This is a genomic window from Hoeflea sp. BAL378 (genome assembly GCF_000759435.1).
Lineage (GTDB): Bacteria > Pseudomonadota > Alphaproteobacteria > Rhizobiales > Rhizobiaceae > Hoeflea.
Window position 1 is genome coordinate 1 of sequence record NZ_JRJG01000025.1, and the last position, 17,905, is coordinate 17,905.

The following is a 17,905-nucleotide window of genomic DNA, read 5'->3' on the forward strand; positions in this document are numbered from 1 at the left end:
GCCCGGCATGATCGCCCGGGAGAAGGGCGTGATCGTCCACATCACCTCCATCCAGAGCCGCCTGCCGCTGCCCGACTCGACCACGGCCTATGCCGCCGCCAAGGCCGCGCTGTCGACCTATTCCAAGAGCCTGTCCAAGGAACTCGCGCCCAAGGGCGTCCGCGTCTTGCGCGTCTCGCCCGGCTGGGTGGAGACGGAGGCGTCGGTGGCGCTGGCCGAGCGCCTGGCCGCGCAGGCGGGCACCGACTACGAGGGCGGGAAGCGCATCATCATGGCCGGGCTCGGCGGCATTCCGCTCGGCCGTCCGGCGCGGCCGAGGGAGATCGCCGATCTCGTGGCCTTCGTGGCGTCCCCCCGCGCCGGCTCTATCACCGGAACAGAGCTGACCGTCGACGGCGGAACCGTGCCAACGGCCTAGCCTCCCCCGAGCCGGCTCCTCCCGGGGCAAGGCTCTGCACCAGGGCCTGCGTCCCGGGAGATTTCCTGGCCCCGGCCCTGGCGGCAGGCTCTGCCGATCCCGCCCGTGCCGCGGGGGTCGCGCGAGCCGTCCGGCGGGCGGAGGCCCGCTGTCAGTCGCCCCAGCTCACGAATTTCAGGGTGGAATTGCCGTTCATCCGGTAGTCGATGACCTTGCATCCGGTCTTGCTGCGCACGGGGGCTGCGCCCTTGAGCACCAGCGTGTGCCAGCCCTCGTGGCGGCCGGTGACCTGGTAGGGCGCGGGCGGACAGCCCTTCTTGAAGACATAGGCCGTGCCGCGGATGACGGCCTCCGCGTCGTAGGGATCCCAGGGCTCGCTTTGGAACAGCAATGTGCCCGGACGCACCGCCCCCGAAATGGAGGCCTTCGGTTCGGTGTAGACGATCGTCCCCCGCTCCGGCCGGATGGTGACATCGGATCCGTTGTGATCGAAGAGCTGGCGCATTTTCAGATGGAAGGGCATGTCGGCCTCGTCGTCGACGCTTGCGACTGGCACCGGCTCGACCGCGGCTTGTTCGCCAAAGGACTGCGGAACCACCTCGAAATCGATCCACGGCGCCGCATCGGCAAAGATCCGGACCCCGTCGGGGGTGCAGACCTTCCAGAGGTTGTAGGCCCCCTTGTGGAATCTCTGGACGGGAAAACAGAACCCCGGCCCCGTGACTTCGATGTCCGGCATCTCGCCCGCTTCGCGCGGATGGAAGACGAATGTGAAGCCGTCGTCGCCCGCATGGCCGGTCAGGTTGATCCAGGCGCCGTTCAGGGAGGCCATCAGATAGATGTTCTGCCCGGTCATCCCGTAGCAACCGGTGACGCCATTGCCGAGCCGAGCGGGAAAGCTCTTGACGATCAGCTCCTTCACCCCGTCGGCGTTGATGTCCTGCTGCGCGACGTCGTAGACGATATGCGTGTCCATGGAGGCGACGCACCCGGCGACGGTGTCCTTCTCGAAGGCGGCAATCTGCCCGATCGCCCTGTCCACCTCCGCCTTCGGCCAATCCTCGGCAAGCGCCGGGGCGCATAAGCCGGTAAAGGCTGCGAGCGCAATCGTCACGGTTCTTCGAAGCTGCATGCCGAACTCCCCAAGCCAGATCATCTGCCTGAGGTTGTAGCGGCGAGACTTTGACACCGCGTTGTGCCGGGCCGGCAAACTTGAGGGATCGGCTTAACGCCCCGATCACCATGCAAGGAGACGACGCGGGACCCGCGCCGGCCTGCGCACACGAAAAAGCCGGGGATCCCTCCCCGGCTTCTTCGATTTCAGGCTGTAATGGTCAGGTCTTACTGATCCTCGTCCGGCAGGTCGTTTGCCGGCGAAGCATCGTCCGCGCCGCCGGTGTCGTCAGGGGCTTCGCCCGCCTCGGACCCGGCCTCGACCACCGCGTCGGCGGCGGCTTCGAGGTCTTCCTCGGGCTCCGGCTCGCTGATGCGGTCGACCGAGACCACGCGCTCGTCCTTGGCGGTCGAGAAGATGGTCACGCCCTTGGTGGCGCGGCTGGCCATGCGGATGCCGTGCACCGGCACGCGGATCACCTGGCCGCGGTCGGAGACCATCATGATCTGGTCGCCGTCCTCCACCGGGAAGGCGGCCACGAGCGGGCCGATCTCGCCGGTCTTCGAGGTGTCGGTGGCGCGGATGCCCTTGCCGCCGCGGCCCGAGATGCGGAACTCGTAGCTCGAGGAGCGCTTGCCGAAGCCCTTCTCGGAGACGGTGAGGATGTGCTGCTCGCGCGCTTTCAGCTCGGCATAGCGCTCGTCGGTGAGATCGCCCGGTTCGCCGGCGTCCTCGCCGACCAGGCCCACATCCTCGACCTCGGCCTCGTCGCCGCTCGCCGCCCGGCGTTCGGCCACCGCGCGCTTGAGATAGGCGGCGCGTTCGGACGCATCGGCGTCGACATGGTGGACGATGGTCATCGAGATGATCGAGTCCCCCTCGGCGAGCGAGATGCCGCGCACGCCGACCGAATTGCGGCCGGCGAAGACGCGCACGTCATCGACGGCGAAGCGGATGCACTGGCCGAGCGCCGTGGTCAGCAGCACGTCGTTGAGTTCATTGCAGGTCTCGACATTGAGGATCTCGTCGCCCTCGGTCTCGAGCTTCATGGCGATCTTGCCGTTGCGGTTGACCTGGACGAAATCGCTGAGCTTGTTGCGCCGCACGGTGCCGCGCGTGGTGGCGAACATCACGTCGAGCTCGGCCCAGCTCGTCTCGTCCTCGGGCAAGGGCATGATCGAGGTGATGCGCTCGCCCTTTTCGAGCGGCAGCATGTTGATCAGCGCCTTGCCGCGCGAGGTCGGCGTGCCGATCGGCAGGCGCCAGACCTTTTCCTTGTAGACGATGCCGCGCGAGGAGAAGAACAAGACCGGCGTATGCGTGTTGACCACGAACAGCCGCGTGACGAAATCCTCCTCCTTGGTCGACATGCCGGAGCGGCCCTTGCCGCCGCGGCGCTGCGCCCGGTAGGTGGCGAGCGGCACGCGCTTGATGTAGCCCGAGTGGCTGACGGTGACGACCATGTCTTCGCGGGCGATCAGGTCCTCGTCGTCCATGTCCGGGCCGCCCTCGGCGATCTCGGTGCGGCGCGGGATGCCGAATTCGTCGCGCACGGCGATGAGCTCGTCCTTGACGATCTGCTGCACGCGCACGCGCGAGCCGAGGATTTCGAGATAATCCTTGATCTCGTCGCCGATCTTGCCGAGTTCGTCGCCGATCTCGTCGCGGCCGAGCGCGGTGAGGCGGGCGAGACGCAGCTCGAGAATGGCGCGCGCCTGCTCTTCCGACAGATTGTAGGTGCCGTCCTCGTTGATGCGGTGGCGCGGATCGTCGATCAGCCGGATCAGGCTTTCGACATCCATCGCCGGCCAGCGCCGCGTCATCAACTGTTCGCGCGCGGTCGCCGGATCGGGCGCGTTGCGGATCAGTGCGATCACCTCGTCGATATTGGCGACGGCGATGGCGAGGCCGACCAGCACATGGGCGCGTTCGCGCGCCTTGCGCAGCAGATACTTGGTGCGCCGCGTGATCACGTCCTCGCGGAACGACACGAAGGCCTTGAGCATGTCGATGAGCGTCATCAGCTCCGGCTTGCCGCCGTTCAATGCCACCATGTTGACCCCGAACGAGGACTGCAGCGGCGTGTAGCGGTAGAGCTGGTTGATAATGACGTCGGCGACGGCGTCGCGCTTGAGTTCGATGACGACGCGGTAGCCCTGGCGGTCGGATTCGTCGCGCAGGTCGGAAATGCCCTCGATGCGCTTGTCGCGCACGAGTTCCGCCATCTTCTCGATCATCGTCGCCTTGTTCACCTGGTAGGGAACCTCGGTGATGATGATCGCCTCGCGGTCGCCCCGCATTGGCTCGACATGCACGCGGCCGCGCATGATCACCGAGCCGCGGCCGGTCTCAAACGCCTGGCGGATGCCGGCCTGGCCGAGGATGATGCCCGAGGTCGGGAAATCCGGCCCGGGGATGATGCTCATCAGCTCGATCAGGTCGATCGCCGGATTGTCCATGATGGCGACGCAGCCATTGACCACTTCCACCAGGTTGTGCGGCGGAATGTTGGTGGCCATGCCGACGGCGATGCCGCCGGCGCCGTTGACCAAAAGGTTCGGGAAGCGCGCCGGGATGACCTTGGGCTCGCTGCCCGAGGAATCATAGGTGTCCTGGAAATCGACCGTGTCCTTGTCGATGTCCTCGAGCATCTCGTGGGCGAGCTTGGCGAGCCGGGATTCGGTGTAGCGCATCGCGGCCGGCGGATCGCCGTCGATCGAGCCGAAATTGCCCTGGCCGTCGACCAGCATGGCGCTCATCGACCAGTGCTGCGCCATGCGCACCATGGCGTCGTAGATCGACTGGTCGCCGTGCGGGTGGTACTTACCCATCACGTCGCCGACGATGCGCGACGATTTCACATATTTGCGGTTCCAGTGGTAACCGCCCTCATGCATGGCGTAGAGGATGCGGCGATGCACGGGCTTGAGCCCGTCGCGCACGTCCGGCAGCGCGCGGCTGACGATCACGCTCATGGCGTAGTCGAGATAGGAGCGCTGCATTTCCTCGATGATCGACACCGGTTCGATGCCGGGCGTCAGCGGTCCGGATGGTTTGTTCTGGTCTGTCAAAGCGGTCCACGACTATTGGATGGAATCATTTGTGCGTTATAGCGGAAAGCATCCGCCGTCGCCAATTTTCGCCGCCCGATTCGGCCTTTGCCGCGACTTTCTCCACGATTGCGGAGCGGATCGGGGGTTCCGCTCGGGGCTCGGCTGTCGTAGGCAGGAGAAATGGGCCAGTTTCCGGGCTCGCGGGGGCAATTCGCCATGAGCATCGATCTGATCGTCAACGCCTTCGTCACCATCATCGTCATGTTCGACCCGCCGGGGCTGGCGGCGATCTTCCTGGGGCTGACCACAGGAATGACCCGCAGCCAGCGCATGCAGGTGGCGCTGCGCGGCACGGTGACGGCGGCGGCCATTCTCGCGGTCTTCGCCATCGCCGGCGCGAGCCTCTTGGGCCTGCTCGGCATCTCGCTCGGCGCCTTCCGCATCGCCGGCGGCGTGCTCCTGTTCTGGATCGCCTTCGAGATGATCTTCGAGAAGCGCCACGAGCGGCAGGAAAAGAGCGCCGAACGGGCGATCACCAAGGACCACATCTCCAACGTCTCGGTGTTTCCGCTGGCGATCCCGCTGATCGCCGGGCCGGGCGCGATCTCGGCGGTGATCCTGCTCGCCGGCTCCTTCTATGCTCCGGTCGAACGTGCGGGCCTCATCGGCGTCATCATCGTCGCATCCGTGGTGCTGTTCGCCTTCCTGGTGATCGCCGACCGCATCGACCGGTTCCTGGGCGACACCGGCCGCACCATCCTCACCCGCCTCTTGGGCGTGATCCTGGCAGCGCTGTCGGTGCAGTTCGTGGTCGACGGCATCAAGCAGGCCTTCGTCACGGTCTGAGGGAGGCACGCATGGAGCCCGACGCGTCGCACAGCTTCGAGGCGGAGCTCTGGCTCTATCCCGGCGAGAAGGCCGCCTGGCATTTCCTCACCGTGCCGGCCGACATCTCCCGCAGGATCCGCTTCTTCGCGGGCAGCACCAACGGCTTCGGCTCGGTGCGGGTGCGCGCCCGGATCGGCGAAACCCGATGGGAGACGTCGCTGTTCCCCGACAAGGCGTCAGGCTGCTACTTCCTGCCGCTCAAGGCGGATGTGCGCAGGGCCGAAGGCATCACCACCGGCGACCGGGTCCGCGTCGAGCTTGTGACGGGCTGAGCGGCGCGGGTGGTCAGACCGCCGCCGGATGGCCATCCCGGAGTTGCAAGAGGTCCCACAGATTGCCGTAGAGATCGCGGAACACCGCCACGGTGCCGTAGTCATGGGTGGCGGGCTCGCGGACGAAGGCGACGCCCTCGGCGGTCAACCGGTTGTAATCGCGCCAGAAATCATCGGTATTGAGGAACAGGAAGACGCGGCCGCCGGTCTGGTCGCCGATGAACGGCTCCTGCTCCGGCTTTGACGCGCGGGCCAGAACCAGCGAGGCGCCCTGCCCGCCTTTCGGCCGCACGACGACCCAGCGCTTGTCCTGCTCGGGCTGGTAGGTGTCTTCGAGAAGGTCGAAGCCGAGCACGCCGCAATAGAAGGCGATGGCCTCGTCATAGTCGCGCACGACAAGGGCGATGTGGGTGATGGAGTGTCGCATGACCGGGCTCCGCGACCCCGCGGGGCCGGCAAAGGGTGGACGGGGCGGCGGCGTCAGCGCGCCCCGAGGATGCGCTGCCAGATGGTCCCGCCGAAATATCTCCCGCCCAGCCAGAAATAGGCGATGATCAGCGCGAAGGCGGCCAGCGCCGGCAGCCCGTCGAGTTCGAAACCGCTGTCCGTGGTCCCGCCCGTCACCGATCCGACCAGATAGCCGAAGACCAGGAACGCGGTGAAGAAGTCGAAGACGGCGGCGAGGATGATCCGCCAGCGGGCGACCGGCCGCGTGTCCGACCGGGAGTGATCTTCATTCATGTCGGTTTCCCCCTGTCAGGGCCCGGACGCGCATCAGTCGCCGGGCGCAGCCTGCGGATTGTCGGCGAACCATTGGACGATCGAGGGCATCATCTCCTCGAACCCGCCGGGCAGGAACACATTGAGGAGCCCCACCGGCGCGTCCGAACGGTTTACGAAATCATGCGTGACGCCGGCGGGAATGCGCAGGAAGCCGCCCTTGGAGAGCGACCGCCAGGTCTCGCCGACGAGAAAAGAGGCCGTGCCCGCGAGCACGTAGAAGATTTCCTCATTGGCCGCGTGGCTGTGCGCGCCGGGCCCCGTGCAGTGCGGCTCCAGCCACCATTCCGAGACCGCGTAGCGGTCGCCGCTTTCGCCATGGTCGGCCTTGAACACCGCCCGCATGCGGCCGAGATCGTAGGCGCGCCCCTCGCCGGGGCCAAGTTCCAGAACGTCGGAACAGGATGCCATGACCAGTCTCCCTCAGTCCCGGCGAACCCCGACGACCGGGGCAACCGCCCTCCTTCGCCCGAGGCGAGAGCCAAGCGCCGGCAGGCTCAGAACGGAATGTCGTCGTCGAGATCGCGCGACGAGCCACCGCCGCCGCCAAATCCGCCGCTCGAACCGCCACGGTCGCCGCCCGAGGAGCCGCCGCCGTAATCGCCGCCGCGACCGCCGCCCGACGAGCCGCCGCCGAAATCACCGCCACCGCCGCCGCCTTCGCCGCGGCCGTCGAGCATGGTCAGGTTGCCGTTGAAGCCCTGCAGCACGACTTCGGTCGAATATTTGTCCTGGCCCGACTGGTCGGTCCATTTGCGGGTCTGCAACTGGCCTTCGAGATAGACCTTCGAGCCCTTCTTGAGATAGTTCTCGGCGATCTTGCACAGGCCTTCGTTGAAGATGACGACGCGGTGCCATTCGGTCTTTTCGCGCCGTTCGCCGGTGTTCTTGTCGCGCCAGCTCTCCGATGTCGCCACCGACAGGTTGGCGATCGGCCGGCCGTCCTGGGTGCGCCGGATTTCCGGATCCGCGCCCAGATTGCCGATGAGAATGACCTTGTTGACGCTGCCCGCCATGATGTTTCACCTTCCATACCAATTCAGGCGGCACTTCGCCGCCCCGATAGATCCACCTACACCTTACAGGATCGTCCCATGCGCCGCTGCCCGGACGGGGACAATCCACAAGCCTTTTTTGTTCTTTATTTGTTCTAGAGACTGTGTCAGTTTCTGTCAAGAGATTCGGCTCCCGCCACAGCTACAGCCTACGGGGTGGCTCGACATTGTGTGTGCGGTGCTTATGTATGGGGCTGGCCTGTCTCCGGAACCATCGCCATGCTGTGGTGTTGGTGGGAGAGAGGCTGTTTGCGTGATGCGGTCGGATGCCTTAACCGGACGGTCGGACCAGCAGGGCTTTTGAAGAGATGAGCGGTCGTGCGGGTTCGTGAGAACGCCGCGGACGCTCCATGGCAAATCGGCGGCGTTATGACGGAACTGAAATCGATCACCATTCGCGGTGCCCGCGAGCACAATCTCAAGAATGTCGATCTCGACCTTCCCCGCAACAGCCTGATCGTCATGACCGGGCTGTCGGGCTCGGGTAAGTCGTCGCTCGCCTTCGACACGATCTATGCCGAGGGCCAGCGCCGCTATGTCGAGAGCCTGTCGGCCTATGCGCGGCAGTTCCTGGAGATGATGCAGAAGCCCGATGTCGACCAGATCGACGGACTCTCGCCCGCGATCTCGATCGAGCAGAAGACCACCAGCCGCAACCCGCGCTCCACGGTGGGCACGGTGACCGAGATCTACGACTACATGCGGCTCCTGTTCGCCCGCGTCGGCGTGCCCTATTCGCCCGCCACCGGCCTGCCGATCGAGAGCCAGACGATCAGCCAGATGGTCGACCGGGTGCTGGCGCTCGAGGAAGGCACGCGGCTCTACGTGCTGGCGCCGGTGGTGCGCGGCCGCAAGGGCGAGTACCGCAAGGAACTGGCCGATTTCATGAAGAAGGGCTTCCAGCGGGTCAAGATCGACGGCAGCTACTACGAGATCGCCGACGCGCCGACGCTCGACAAGAAGTACAAGCACGATATCGACATCGTCGTCGACCGCATCGTCGTCCGCCCGGACATTTCCGCCCGCCTGGCCGACAGCCTGGAGACCTGCCTGAGGCTGGCCGACGGGCTGGCGATCGCCGAATTCGCCGACAAGCCGCTGCCCGAGGCTGAGACCTCGGCCGGGGGCTCGGCCAACAAGTCCCTGAACGAGACCCACGAGCGGCTGCTGTTTTCGGAGAAATTCGCCTGCCCGGTGTCGGGCTTCACCATTTCCGAGATCGAGCCGCGGCTGTTTTCCTTCAACAATCCGCACGGCGCCTGCCCCGCCTGCGACGGGCTCGGCACCCAGAAGACCATCGACGAGGCGCTGGTGATCCCCGAGCCGCACCTGACGCTGCGCGGCGGCGCCGTGGCGCCCTGGGCCAAGTCGAGCTCGCCCTATTACACGCAAACGCTGGAGGCGCTGGGCAAGCATTACGGCTTCAAGCTGTCCGACCGCTGGGCAGACCTGCCGGAGAAGGCGCATGCGGCGATCCTGCGCGGCACCGAGGAGAAGATCGCCTTCAAATATGACGACGGGCTGCGCTCCTACACCACCGCGAAGACCTTCGAGGGCATCATCCCCAATCTCGAGCGGCGCTGGAAGGAAACCGACAGCGCCTGGGCGCGCGAGGAGATCGAGCGCTACATGTCCAACGCCCCCTGCCCGGCCTGCGACGGCTACCGGCTCAAGCCCGAGGCGCGCGCGGTCAAGATCGGCGGCCGCCACATCGGCGAGGTCACGGAACTGTCGATCCGCGTCGCCGGCGACTGGTTCGAGCAGCTTCCCGCCGGGCTCAACGAGCAGCAGAACCAGATCGCCGTGCGCATCCTCAAGGAAATCCGCGACCGGCTGAAATTCCTGAACGATGTCGGGCTCGATTATCTCACCTTGAGCCGCAATTCCGGCTCGCTGTCGGGCGGCGAAAGCCAGCGCATCCGGCTCGCCTCGCAGATCGGCTCCGGCCTCACCGGCGTGCTCTACGTGCTCGACGAGCCCTCGATCGGCCTGCACCAGCGCGACAATGCGCGGCTGCTCGATACGCTCAAGCATTTGCGCGACATCGGCAACACCGTAATCGTGGTCGAGCACGACGAGGACGCCATCCGCACCGCCGATTATGTGGTCGACATCGGCCCGCATGCCGGCATCCATGGTGGCGAGATCATCGCCCAGGGCTCGCCCGCCGACATCATGGCCAATCCGCGCTCGATCACCGGCAAGTACCTGTCGGGCGAGCTCGAGGTGGCGGTGCCGACCGAGCGGCGAAAGCCCAAGAAAAAGAAGGAACTGCGCGTGGTTGGCGCCCGCGGCAACAATCTCAAGAACGTCTCCGCCTCGATCCCGCTCGGCCTGTTCACGGCGGTTACCGGCGTGTCGGGCGGCGGCAAGTCGACCTTCCTGATCGAGACGCTCTACAAGGCGGCGGCGCGGCGCGTGATGGGCGCGCGCGAGAACCCGGCCGATCATGACCGCATCGACGGCTTCGAGCACATCGACAAGGTGATCGACATCGACCAGTCGCCGATCGGCCGCACGCCGCGCTCCAACCCCGCCACCTATACCGGCGCCTTCACGCCGATCCGCGACTGGTTCGCCGGCCTGCCCGAGGCCAAGGCGCGCGGCTACCAGCCCGGCCGCTTCTCCTTCAACGTCAAGGGCGGCCGCTGCGAGGCCTGCCAGGGCGACGGCGTGATCAAGATCGAGATGCACTTCCTGCCCGATGTCTACGTCACCTGCGACGTCTGCCACGGCAAGCGCTACAACCGCGAGACGCTGGACGTGACCTTCAAGGGCAAGTCGATCGCCGACGTGCTCGACATGACGGTGGAGGAAGGCGTGGGCTTCTTCGCCGCGGTGCCCGCCGTGCGCGACAAGCTGCAGTCGCTCGAGGGCGTCGGGCTCGGCTATATCAAGGTCGGCCAGCAGGCCACCACTTTGTCGGGCGGCGAGGCGCAGCGCGTCAAGCTCGCCAAGGAACTGTCCAAGCGCTCGACCGGCCGCACGCTCTACATCCTCGACGAGCCGACCACCGGCCTGCATTTCCACGATGTCGCCAAGTTGCTGGAAGTGCTGCACGAACTGGTCGACCAGGGCAATTCGGTGGTCGTCATCGAGCACAATCTCGAGGTCATCAAGACCGCCGACTGGGTCATCGACCTCGGCCCCGAAGGCGGCGACGGCGGCGGCGAGATCGTCGCCGAGGGCACGCCCGAGGACATAGTCAAGGTGGAGCGCAGCTACACCGGCCAGTTCCTCAAGGAACTGCTGGAGCGGCGGCCGGGAAAGCGGGTGGAAGCGGCGGAGTGAGGGAAACCTCACCTCAGGGTGTGATGCGTCTCTAGCGAGATCTGTTTGCGGGACCTACCGGAGCGCCGGCCCGAGATGCGGATTGCCATGGGGCATCCCCCCTCCCCGCGTCTCGTCATGCTCGGGCCTGTCCCGAGCATCTGTTGGCCCCTCGGTTCTCCCGCTGGACCGGCTGTTCCGGGGCGGGTGCCTGTAGATCCTCGCCACAGGGGCGAGGATGACGGAGATCGGGGTATGATCGACAAAAAATGCCGTTCTCGTGACGGTCTATCTGCCTGACAAGGAGAGGTGGGATGAGCAGTTCACAGTCAGACGCAAGGACTGAGCAAGTGATCCGGCTCGTTGAAGAAGGCGGTTATATCGCCAAGGTTCCCGTCACGCTGATCTACGAAACCGACGATCCGACGAATTTGGGTCCCTATCTCTCGGCGGAAGACGTATTCAAGCTCGACGAGGTGCGCAGCGCGCTCAAGCGCCGCGACATCCCGGCCGCAGCCCGCCACGGAGAGATTTTCGAATTGACCAAGGTGGCGTGAGTAGCGGCGAAAGCTTCGTTGGAGGCCATGGAGGCACAGGAATTCCGAGCGCAGCCGCTTCGTCTGCGGACTGTCGGAGCTGCGCCGGGCAATCGGAGCGAGATCGGCACTTCCCCAGCGGTACGTCATGCTCGGGCCTGTCCCGAGCATCTGCCGCTCTCACATCTAGAGCGGTTTCACGGCTTCCCGGGGCGGGCGTCTGTAGATCCTCGCCACAAGGGCGAGGATGACGTCGGCGGGTTTGGAGAGGCCGTGGCGGCCATCGTTTGACAGTGCGCTGGGGGCGACTGTGCTTGAAAGTGTGCAACTCAGATGGCGCCCCGTTTTCTCCGGAACCGCAACCGCGCTTGGCGGTTACGTCTTCATGATCGCACGATTGACGCTTCTTCTCGCCCTCCTGCTGCCGCTTCCGGCCCTGGCCCAAACGCAGGACAATCTCGCGGCGTTGGCTGAGCGCAGCCTGGCGCTCGTCAACGCGGCGCGGCAGGCCGAGGGGCTGGAGAGCCTCGAGTTCGAGGACGAGCTTTCCGCGGCCGCGCTGGCGCATGCGCGCGACATGCTCGCGCGGGATTACTTTGCCCACACGTCGCCCGGAGGCGGCACCGTGCTCGACCGCTATCTCAAGGCCGGCGGCGACGATGGCCGGGTCGTGCGGGAGAACCTGTCGAAATGCGACGGATGCCGCGACCGGCCGGACGTCGCGGCGATCGAGGCGATGCACGAGGGCTGGATGAACAGTCCCGGCCACCGCGCCAATATCCTGGCCGAGGGCCTCGCCGGATTCGGCTTCGCCGTGGTGCAGGACAACGAAGGCACCCGCTACGGCGTCCAGACCTTCGCCGGTCCCGGCGCGCCGCGCGGCAAGACGCCGGATGGTTCGGTGACGGCGATCGGTCCGGAACAGCAGACGCGGGTCGCCGCCGGGATCATCAACGGCCTGCGCGCCGACGCCGGTCCGGTCGAGGCCGATTCGCGTCTGCGCCGCCATGTCGAGGCGAAGCTCGCCGCTGCCGGCGCCGGCGCGAAGCTCTCGGGTCTCGGCCTGCTTAGGGACCTGCCGGCGGATCTTCCCTTCCTTAGCTACCAGGTGCTGTCGGGACAATGCGGCGGCTGCGGGTCCGAGCCCACGGATGCCGACGTGCATTTCTTCCTCGAGAGCTGGAGCGGCAGCCCCCGCTCGCGGAAGATCCTGAGGGACAAGTCGCTGACCAGCATCGGCTTCGTCATCGTCGCCGACGGCGAAGGCCGCAAGACCGCGGCGCTGCTGCTGGCGGGGGAATAGCGGCGATCGCCCCGCTGCTGTCAGGAATCGGGTTGCCATCGGGTACAGTTCGGTGAAATCGTCGGCGCGGGACTCACCGGACCGGGTTTGACCAGGTCCGGGCGGCGCCGAAGCCACGACGACCGGCGTGATCCCTGCCCTCAGGCGTCAGCCGAGAGGGTGCCCGAATGCGAGGAGACAGCAGAATGACCACATCCGCACCCATCCGCGCCGGCATCGGCGGCTGGACCTTCGACCCCTGGGACGAGAGCTTCTATCCGCCGAAACTGCCCAAGACCAGGCAGTTGCAGCATGCGAGCCGCGCGTTGCGGGCGATCGAGGTCAACGGCACCTATTATTCGAGCCAGAAGCCCGCGACCTTCGCCAAATGGGCGGCCGACGTGCCCGAGGATTTTATCTTCTCGCTCAAGGCCAGCCGCTACTGCACCAACCGCAAGGTGCTGGCCGAGGCCGGTCCGTCGATCGACAAATTCGTGACCCAGGGCATCACCGAACTCGGGCCGCATCTGGGCCCGATCCTGTGGCAGTTCATGGCCACCAAGAAATTCGAGCCGGAGGATTTCGAGGCCTTCCTCGCGCTGCTGCCCAAGAGCCAGGACGGGATCGCCCTGCGCCATGTGGTCGAGCCGCGGCACGCCTCGTTCCAGGTTCCGGAATTCATCGACCTGCTGGCCAGATACGGGGTCGCGGCGGTGCTGGCCGACCACGCGGACTATCCGATGTTCGCCGACGCCACCGCGGATTTCATCTATGCCCGGCTGCAAAAGGGCGACGACGAGGTGCCGACCTGCTATCCGCCGGACGAGATCGAGCGCTGGGCCGGGCGGTTCAAGACCTATGCGGGCGGCGGGGTGCCGGACGACCTGCCGCTGGTGGCGCCAAAGCGCAAGGCGGCTAAGAAAAAGCGCGACGTCTTCGCCTTCTTCATCACCGGCGGCAAGGTCAACGCGCCGCGCGGCGCGCAGGAACTGCAGCAGCAGGTGTGAGCCCATCTGGCCAGCACCGGCGGGCGGAGCGCCCAGGGTGGCCCCGGGCGGATCTCACTCCGCGGAGAGCCGGGCCGCGGCCATCACCCGGCCGAGATCATGGGGATGGTCGAGCGCGGCCTGCGCCCGGTCGAGCGCCCGCGCCGACTGGATGCGCAGCGGATCCGTCCATGCCGCGGGCAGGCAGCAGGCGATCGCCGAGAGCGCATGCTGGAGATGCACCGCGACCTCGACGAACCCGGCCCCGTCGCGCCCGGTCTGTTCGAAGGCCGCCATCAGCACCAGTTCGGGGTCCATGATCGGCACCAGCACCCGCGGATGCTGCACCGAGGTGCCGGTCCGGTCGCTTGCGGCGGCGGCATCCGAGAACACCTGCACCAGCGCGTCGAGAATGTCGTTGGCGGTCCCCGGATCGTTGATGCCGGGCGAAAGGGCGCGCTCGCCGATTTCCGACAGCGTCCTGAGCGCGAGAACCGGATCCTCGCTGCGGTGGCGGCTTTGGCCGATGCGGATGGCGGCGCTGACCGCCTTCGTCGCCGCGTCGTCCACCGCGTCGGGCGGCGCGCCGTAGATCCAGGCGATCTCCCTGCCCTTGCCCACCAGATCGCCCAGCCGCACCGCCACATGCACCGTCCCGTTGATCCTGTCGGCGAGCTCGCCCAGGGCCTCGACATCGATGAACTGGACCGTGCCGGTGAAGCGCGACAGCACCGCCAGCGCGCCCTCCGGCGGCCGGGCGCTGAGGAACACCGGCGTGCCGCCATGGCCGGGATGGGTCAGGTGCCGGGTCAGCATGTCGGTGGCGCGGGTCGACACCTTCTCGATGGTCGAGGCCACGGTGCTGATCCGGGCCACGTGGTCGATCCAGTAGATCAGCGTCGCCACCACCACCGTGAACACGCACACCGTGGCGAAGAACAGAAGGATCCGTCCGCTCGCCTGGATAAAGCCGACATTGAGGCCGATGAGGCCGACCACGGAAAAGGTGAAGGCGCCGATGAAGGTGGAGATCGCCTGCTTGGAGGTCGAATCCGCCACCACGATGGTGAAGGCGCGCGGCGTGCTGGCCGAGATCGCCGCGACATAGGCCGACAGCATCACCGAGGCGGCGAAGGTCGCGACCGTGAGCATGGCGGTGGCCATGATGGTCAGCAGGCCGTCGATGGTCTCCTTCTCGATGTCGAAGGAAAAGGGCTGGCCGATCATCTGGTCGATGGTGGTCGCCGTCGCCACCACCAGCACGGCGATCACGCCGAACGTCGCCGGCCGTAACCACAGCCGTTCGGCCAGATAGTCCTTGAGGGTGTTGTAGTAGAATCTCACCGTCGTCGCTCCAGTTGCCTTGCCGCGCCCGCGGAATGATCCGGCGGCTCGCGCCGGGCCGGCGTCGAGCCTGACACGGCGGACCGGTTTTTCTACGCCGTTTGATATCCATCAAAGCGGCGCCGCTTCATAGCCATCAGTATCACCCCGACAGTTCTATAACAGTCATGGGAGATCGAAATGGCAATGTTTGATGGAAAGACTGCACTGGTGACCGGATCGGGCGCAGGCATCGGCCGCGCCACGGCCCTCAAATTCGCCGCCGAGGGCGCCAATGTCGTGGTGTCCGACATCCATGTGCACGCCGGCGAGGAAACGGTTTCGATGATCCACAAGGCCGGCGGCAAGGCCATGTTCCAGCGCGCCGATGTCTCCAACCCCGAAGACGTGGCGGCGCTGGTGGCCGGCGCGGTCGACCAGTACGGACGGCTTGACTGCGCCGTCAACAATGCGGGCATCGAGGGCACCATCGCCGCCTTCACCGACCAGCCGGAATCCAACTACGACGCGATCATGCGCATCAACGCCAAGGGCACCTTCCTGTGCCTGCAGGCCGAGATCCGGCACATGGTGAAGTCCGGCGGCGGCACGATCGTCAATCTTGCCTCGATTGCCGGCCTGATCGGCTTTCCGGGCCTGTCGCCCTATGTCGCCTCCAAGCACGCCGTCATCGGCATGACCAAGAATGCCGCGCTCGAATACGGCAAGGCCGGCGTGCGGGTGAATGCCGTCTGCCCCGGCGGCATCGACACGCGGATGCTCGATTCGCTCGCCGACCAGGCCACCTCCGGCGCCCAGTCGAGCCGCGAGATGATGGACCCGCTGCATCCACTCGGGCGCATCGGCACGCCCGAGGAAGTGGCCAATTTGATTGTCTGGCTCTCCTCGCCCGAGGCCTCGTTCATGCTTGGCGCGATCGTGCCGGTCGATGGCGGATACGTCGCCCAATAGGATCGGCGCCTTGCGCCGATGATGGGGCGCGCGGGATCATGTCGCGGTTCCGCGCGCCGCACAGCCCGCCGGGATCCCGGTTTTTCAGCGCCATCCGCCGATCCGTTGACCATCGTCAATGGCAGCGCGCCGGGGTTCTGGCATTCTTTCCACGTCCCTGAATTGCAGAGTGAAAAGGAGACTGCCATGGCAGAGTCGAAGGAAAAACTCCCCGCCTTCCGGCCATCCGGAATGTTCGATGACTTTCGCAAGGAAATGGATGCGATGATGCAGCGTTTCTTCGGAGACGACGCATCGGCGGCCGCCAAGACCGGCTTCCCCTCGCTGATGACCGCCGGCGCGGTGCGCCCGGCCATCGACATCACCGAAAACGACGCCGCGATCACGCTCACCGCCGAACTCCCCGGCATGGCCGAGGAGGAAGTCGACCTGACGATCACCGACGGCATGCTGACGCTGAAGGGCGAGAAGACCGTCTCGCATGAGGCCAAGGACGACGACAGCGTGGTGGTCGAGCGCAGCTATGGCGCCTTCCACCGCTCCTTCCCGATTCCGGACCGTGTCGACCAGGCCGCCATCAAGGCGACCTTCGACAAGGGCGTCCTCAAGGTGACCATGCCCAAGAAGCCCGGACAGGAAACCGGCGAGCGCAAGATCAAGATCGGCGCTTGATTACGGGATCCCGCAAGGCGCGTGCGCCGGTTTGCGGGTCAAGGCCGGCCGGAGACAGCAGCCCTGTCGCTCCGGCCGGTTTTCTATTTGGACCGAGGGCGCGGCCCGCTCCTATGCCGTCCGCCGCTGCCTGGGCAGGAAGATGGTCAGAAGCCCCAGGAACGGCAGGTAGGAACAGACATTGTAGACATATTCGATGCCCTTGATGTCGGCGATCTGCCCCAGCACCGCCGCGGCGATGCCGCCCATGCCGAAGGCGAAGCCGAAGAACAGGCCGGCGATCAGCCCGACACGGCCGGGCACCATCTCCTGGGCGAAGACGACGATGGCCGGGAACGCCGAGGCCAGCACCATGCCGATGATGACGGTCAGCACCGAGGTCCAGAACAGGTCGGCATAGGGCAGCATCAGGGTGAAGGGCAGCACGCCCAGGATCGACACCCAGATCACCGACTTGGTGCCGATGCGGTCGCCGATCGGCCCGCCGGCGATCGTGCCCACGGCAGCGGCGCCCAGGAACAGGAACAGCAGCAACTGCGCGTCCTGCACCGTAACGTCAAACCGATGGATGACGTAAAAGGTGTAATAGCTTGTAAAGCTTGCCATATAGATGTTCTTGGTGAACACCAGCAGCGCCAGCACGCCAAGCGTGAAGATCACCCGCCGGCGGCTGTGAGCAAGCAGGGTCGACACGGAGGGACGGCCGGCGGCGGCGCGGCGGTAATTGCCGTACCAGCGGCTGACCCAGGTCAGGATCACCATGCCGCACAAGGCAGCGAGGCAGAACCAGGCGACGCTCGACTGCCCGCCGGGCACCACGATGAAGGCCGCGAGCAACGGGCCGGCGGCGGTGCCGAAATTGCCGCCGAGCTGGAAGATCGACTGCGCCGTGCCGTGCTTGCCGCCCGAGGCGAGCCGGGCGATGCGCGAGGATTCGGGATGGAACACGGCGGAGCCGAGCCCGACCAGCGAGGCGGCGGCAAGCAGCAGCCAGTAATGGCCGGCCACCGCCAGCAGCATCAGGCCGGCAAAGGTGAATCCCATGCCCACGGGCAGCGCGTAGCCCACCGGACGCTTGTCGGTATAGGCGCCGATCACCGGCTGCAGCAGCGAGGCGGTGAACTGGAAGGTAAAGGTCAAGAGCCCGATCTGGCCGAAGGTGAGCGCGTAATTGGCCTTCAGCATCGGATAGATGGCCGAGAGCATGGACTGCATCGTGTCGTTGAGGAAATGGCACAGGCTGAGCGCGAGCACGATGGACATGGCGGCCGGCGTCGCCGCGGC

The 17,905-nt window shown here is 66.2% G+C and carries 17 protein-coding genes; 9 read left to right on the forward strand and 8 right to left on the reverse strand.

Features of this window, described 5'->3' with window-relative positions:
- Positions 1-418: SDR family oxidoreductase (locus LL06_RS07480; protein ID WP_035524441.1), on the forward strand; the 418-nt coding region annotated here is incomplete at its 5' end.
- A 151-nt stretch (positions 419-569) separates the two neighbouring features.
- Here the strand turns inward: LL06_RS07480 and LL06_RS26315 are convergent.
- A complete protein-coding gene (locus LL06_RS26315; RefSeq protein ID WP_152599527.1) occupies positions 570-1,550 on the reverse strand; it encodes a hypothetical protein in 981 nt (326 codons plus the stop codon).
- A gap of 209 nt (positions 1,551-1,759) precedes the next feature.
- Positions 1,760-4,603, reverse strand: coding sequence for a DNA gyrase subunit A (gene gyrA, locus LL06_RS07490; RefSeq protein WP_035524444.1), 2,844 nt, complete (start codon positions 4,601-4,603; stop codon positions 1,760-1,762).
- Between the two features lie 198 nt (positions 4,604-4,801).
- On the opposite strand from gyrA, the gene LL06_RS07495 reads away from it, so the two are divergent.
- Complete coding sequence (locus tag LL06_RS07495) at positions 4,802-5,431, forward strand: MarC family protein (protein ID WP_035524480.1); 630 nt, start codon at positions 4,802-4,804, stop codon at positions 5,429-5,431.
- Between the two features lie 11 nt (positions 5,432-5,442).
- Positions 5,443-5,745, forward strand: coding sequence for a DUF1905 domain-containing protein (locus LL06_RS07500; protein ID WP_035524447.1), 303 nt, complete (start codon positions 5,443-5,445; stop codon positions 5,743-5,745).
- Between the two features lie 13 nt (positions 5,746-5,758).
- On the opposite strand, the gene LL06_RS07505 is transcribed toward LL06_RS07500, so the two are convergent.
- The 4 genes from LL06_RS07505 to LL06_RS07520 all read right to left on the reverse strand — a co-directional run bounded on the left by LL06_RS07505 (position 5,759) and on the right by LL06_RS07520 (position 7,541).
- Entirely contained in the window at positions 5,759-6,172 is a 414-nt protein-coding gene (locus tag LL06_RS07505) for a VOC family protein (protein WP_035524450.1), read from the reverse strand.
- Positions 6,173-6,225: 53 nt separating this feature from the next.
- Positions 6,226-6,486 carry a hypothetical protein gene (locus LL06_RS07510; RefSeq protein ID WP_035524453.1) on the reverse strand — a complete coding sequence of 87 codons (261 nt, stop codon included), beginning with the start codon at positions 6,484-6,486 and terminating at the stop codon, positions 6,226-6,228.
- Between the two features lie 33 nt (positions 6,487-6,519).
- The gene (locus LL06_RS07515) at positions 6,520-6,936 is read right to left on the reverse strand and encodes a cupin domain-containing protein (RefSeq protein WP_035524456.1); all 417 of its coding nucleotides are present in this window, start codon (positions 6,934-6,936) and stop codon (positions 6,520-6,522) included.
- Positions 6,937-7,022: 86 nt separating this feature from the next.
- Complete coding sequence (locus tag LL06_RS07520) at positions 7,023-7,541, reverse strand: single-stranded DNA-binding protein (protein ID WP_035524457.1); 519 nt, start codon at positions 7,539-7,541, stop codon at positions 7,023-7,025.
- A 408-nt stretch (positions 7,542-7,949) separates the two neighbouring features.
- Between LL06_RS07520 and uvrA the strand changes: the two genes are divergently transcribed.
- The 4 genes from uvrA to LL06_RS07540 all read left to right on the forward strand — a co-directional run bounded on the left by uvrA (position 7,950) and on the right by LL06_RS07540 (position 13,675).
- Positions 7,950-10,871 carry an excinuclease ABC subunit UvrA gene (uvrA, locus tag LL06_RS07525; RefSeq protein WP_035524460.1) on the forward strand — a complete coding sequence of 974 codons (2,922 nt, stop codon included), beginning with the start codon at positions 7,950-7,952 and terminating at the stop codon, positions 10,869-10,871.
- Positions 10,872-11,164: 293 nt separating this feature from the next.
- Positions 11,165-11,407 carry a hypothetical protein gene (locus tag LL06_RS07530; protein WP_052161291.1) on the forward strand — a complete coding sequence of 81 codons (243 nt, stop codon included), beginning with the start codon at positions 11,165-11,167 and terminating at the stop codon, positions 11,405-11,407.
- 364 nt (positions 11,408-11,771) lie between these two features.
- Positions 11,772-12,689 (forward strand): CAP domain-containing protein, encoded by a 918-nt coding sequence (locus LL06_RS26320; protein WP_161784949.1) that lies wholly within the window; start codon positions 11,772-11,774, stop codon positions 12,687-12,689.
- 185 nt (positions 12,690-12,874) lie between these two features.
- Positions 12,875-13,675 carry a DUF72 domain-containing protein gene (locus LL06_RS07540; RefSeq protein ID WP_035524467.1) on the forward strand — a complete coding sequence of 267 codons (801 nt, stop codon included), beginning with the start codon at positions 12,875-12,877 and terminating at the stop codon, positions 13,673-13,675.
- Between the two features lie 54 nt (positions 13,676-13,729).
- Here LL06_RS07540 and LL06_RS07545 read toward each other — a convergent pair whose 3' ends face one another.
- Positions 13,730-14,998 (reverse strand): DUF2254 domain-containing protein, encoded by a 1,269-nt coding sequence (locus LL06_RS07545; RefSeq protein WP_035524470.1) that lies wholly within the window; start codon positions 14,996-14,998, stop codon positions 13,730-13,732.
- A gap of 180 nt (positions 14,999-15,178) precedes the next feature.
- Between LL06_RS07545 and LL06_RS07550 the strand changes: the two genes are divergently transcribed.
- Entirely contained in the window at positions 15,179-15,949 is a 771-nt protein-coding gene (locus tag LL06_RS07550; RefSeq protein WP_035524473.1) for a glucose 1-dehydrogenase, read from the forward strand.
- 186 nt (positions 15,950-16,135) lie between these two features.
- A complete protein-coding gene (locus LL06_RS07555) occupies positions 16,136-16,621 on the forward strand; it encodes an Hsp20/alpha crystallin family protein (RefSeq protein ID WP_035524476.1) in 486 nt (161 codons plus the stop codon).
- 111 nt (positions 16,622-16,732) lie between these two features.
- Here LL06_RS07555 and LL06_RS07560 read toward each other — a convergent pair whose 3' ends face one another.
- Positions 16,733-17,884: an MFS transporter gene (locus LL06_RS07560; RefSeq protein ID WP_052161294.1), complete on the reverse strand. Its 1,152-nt coding sequence runs from the start codon at positions 17,882-17,884 to the stop codon at positions 16,733-16,735.
- Positions 17,885-17,905 lie beyond the last annotated feature (21 nt).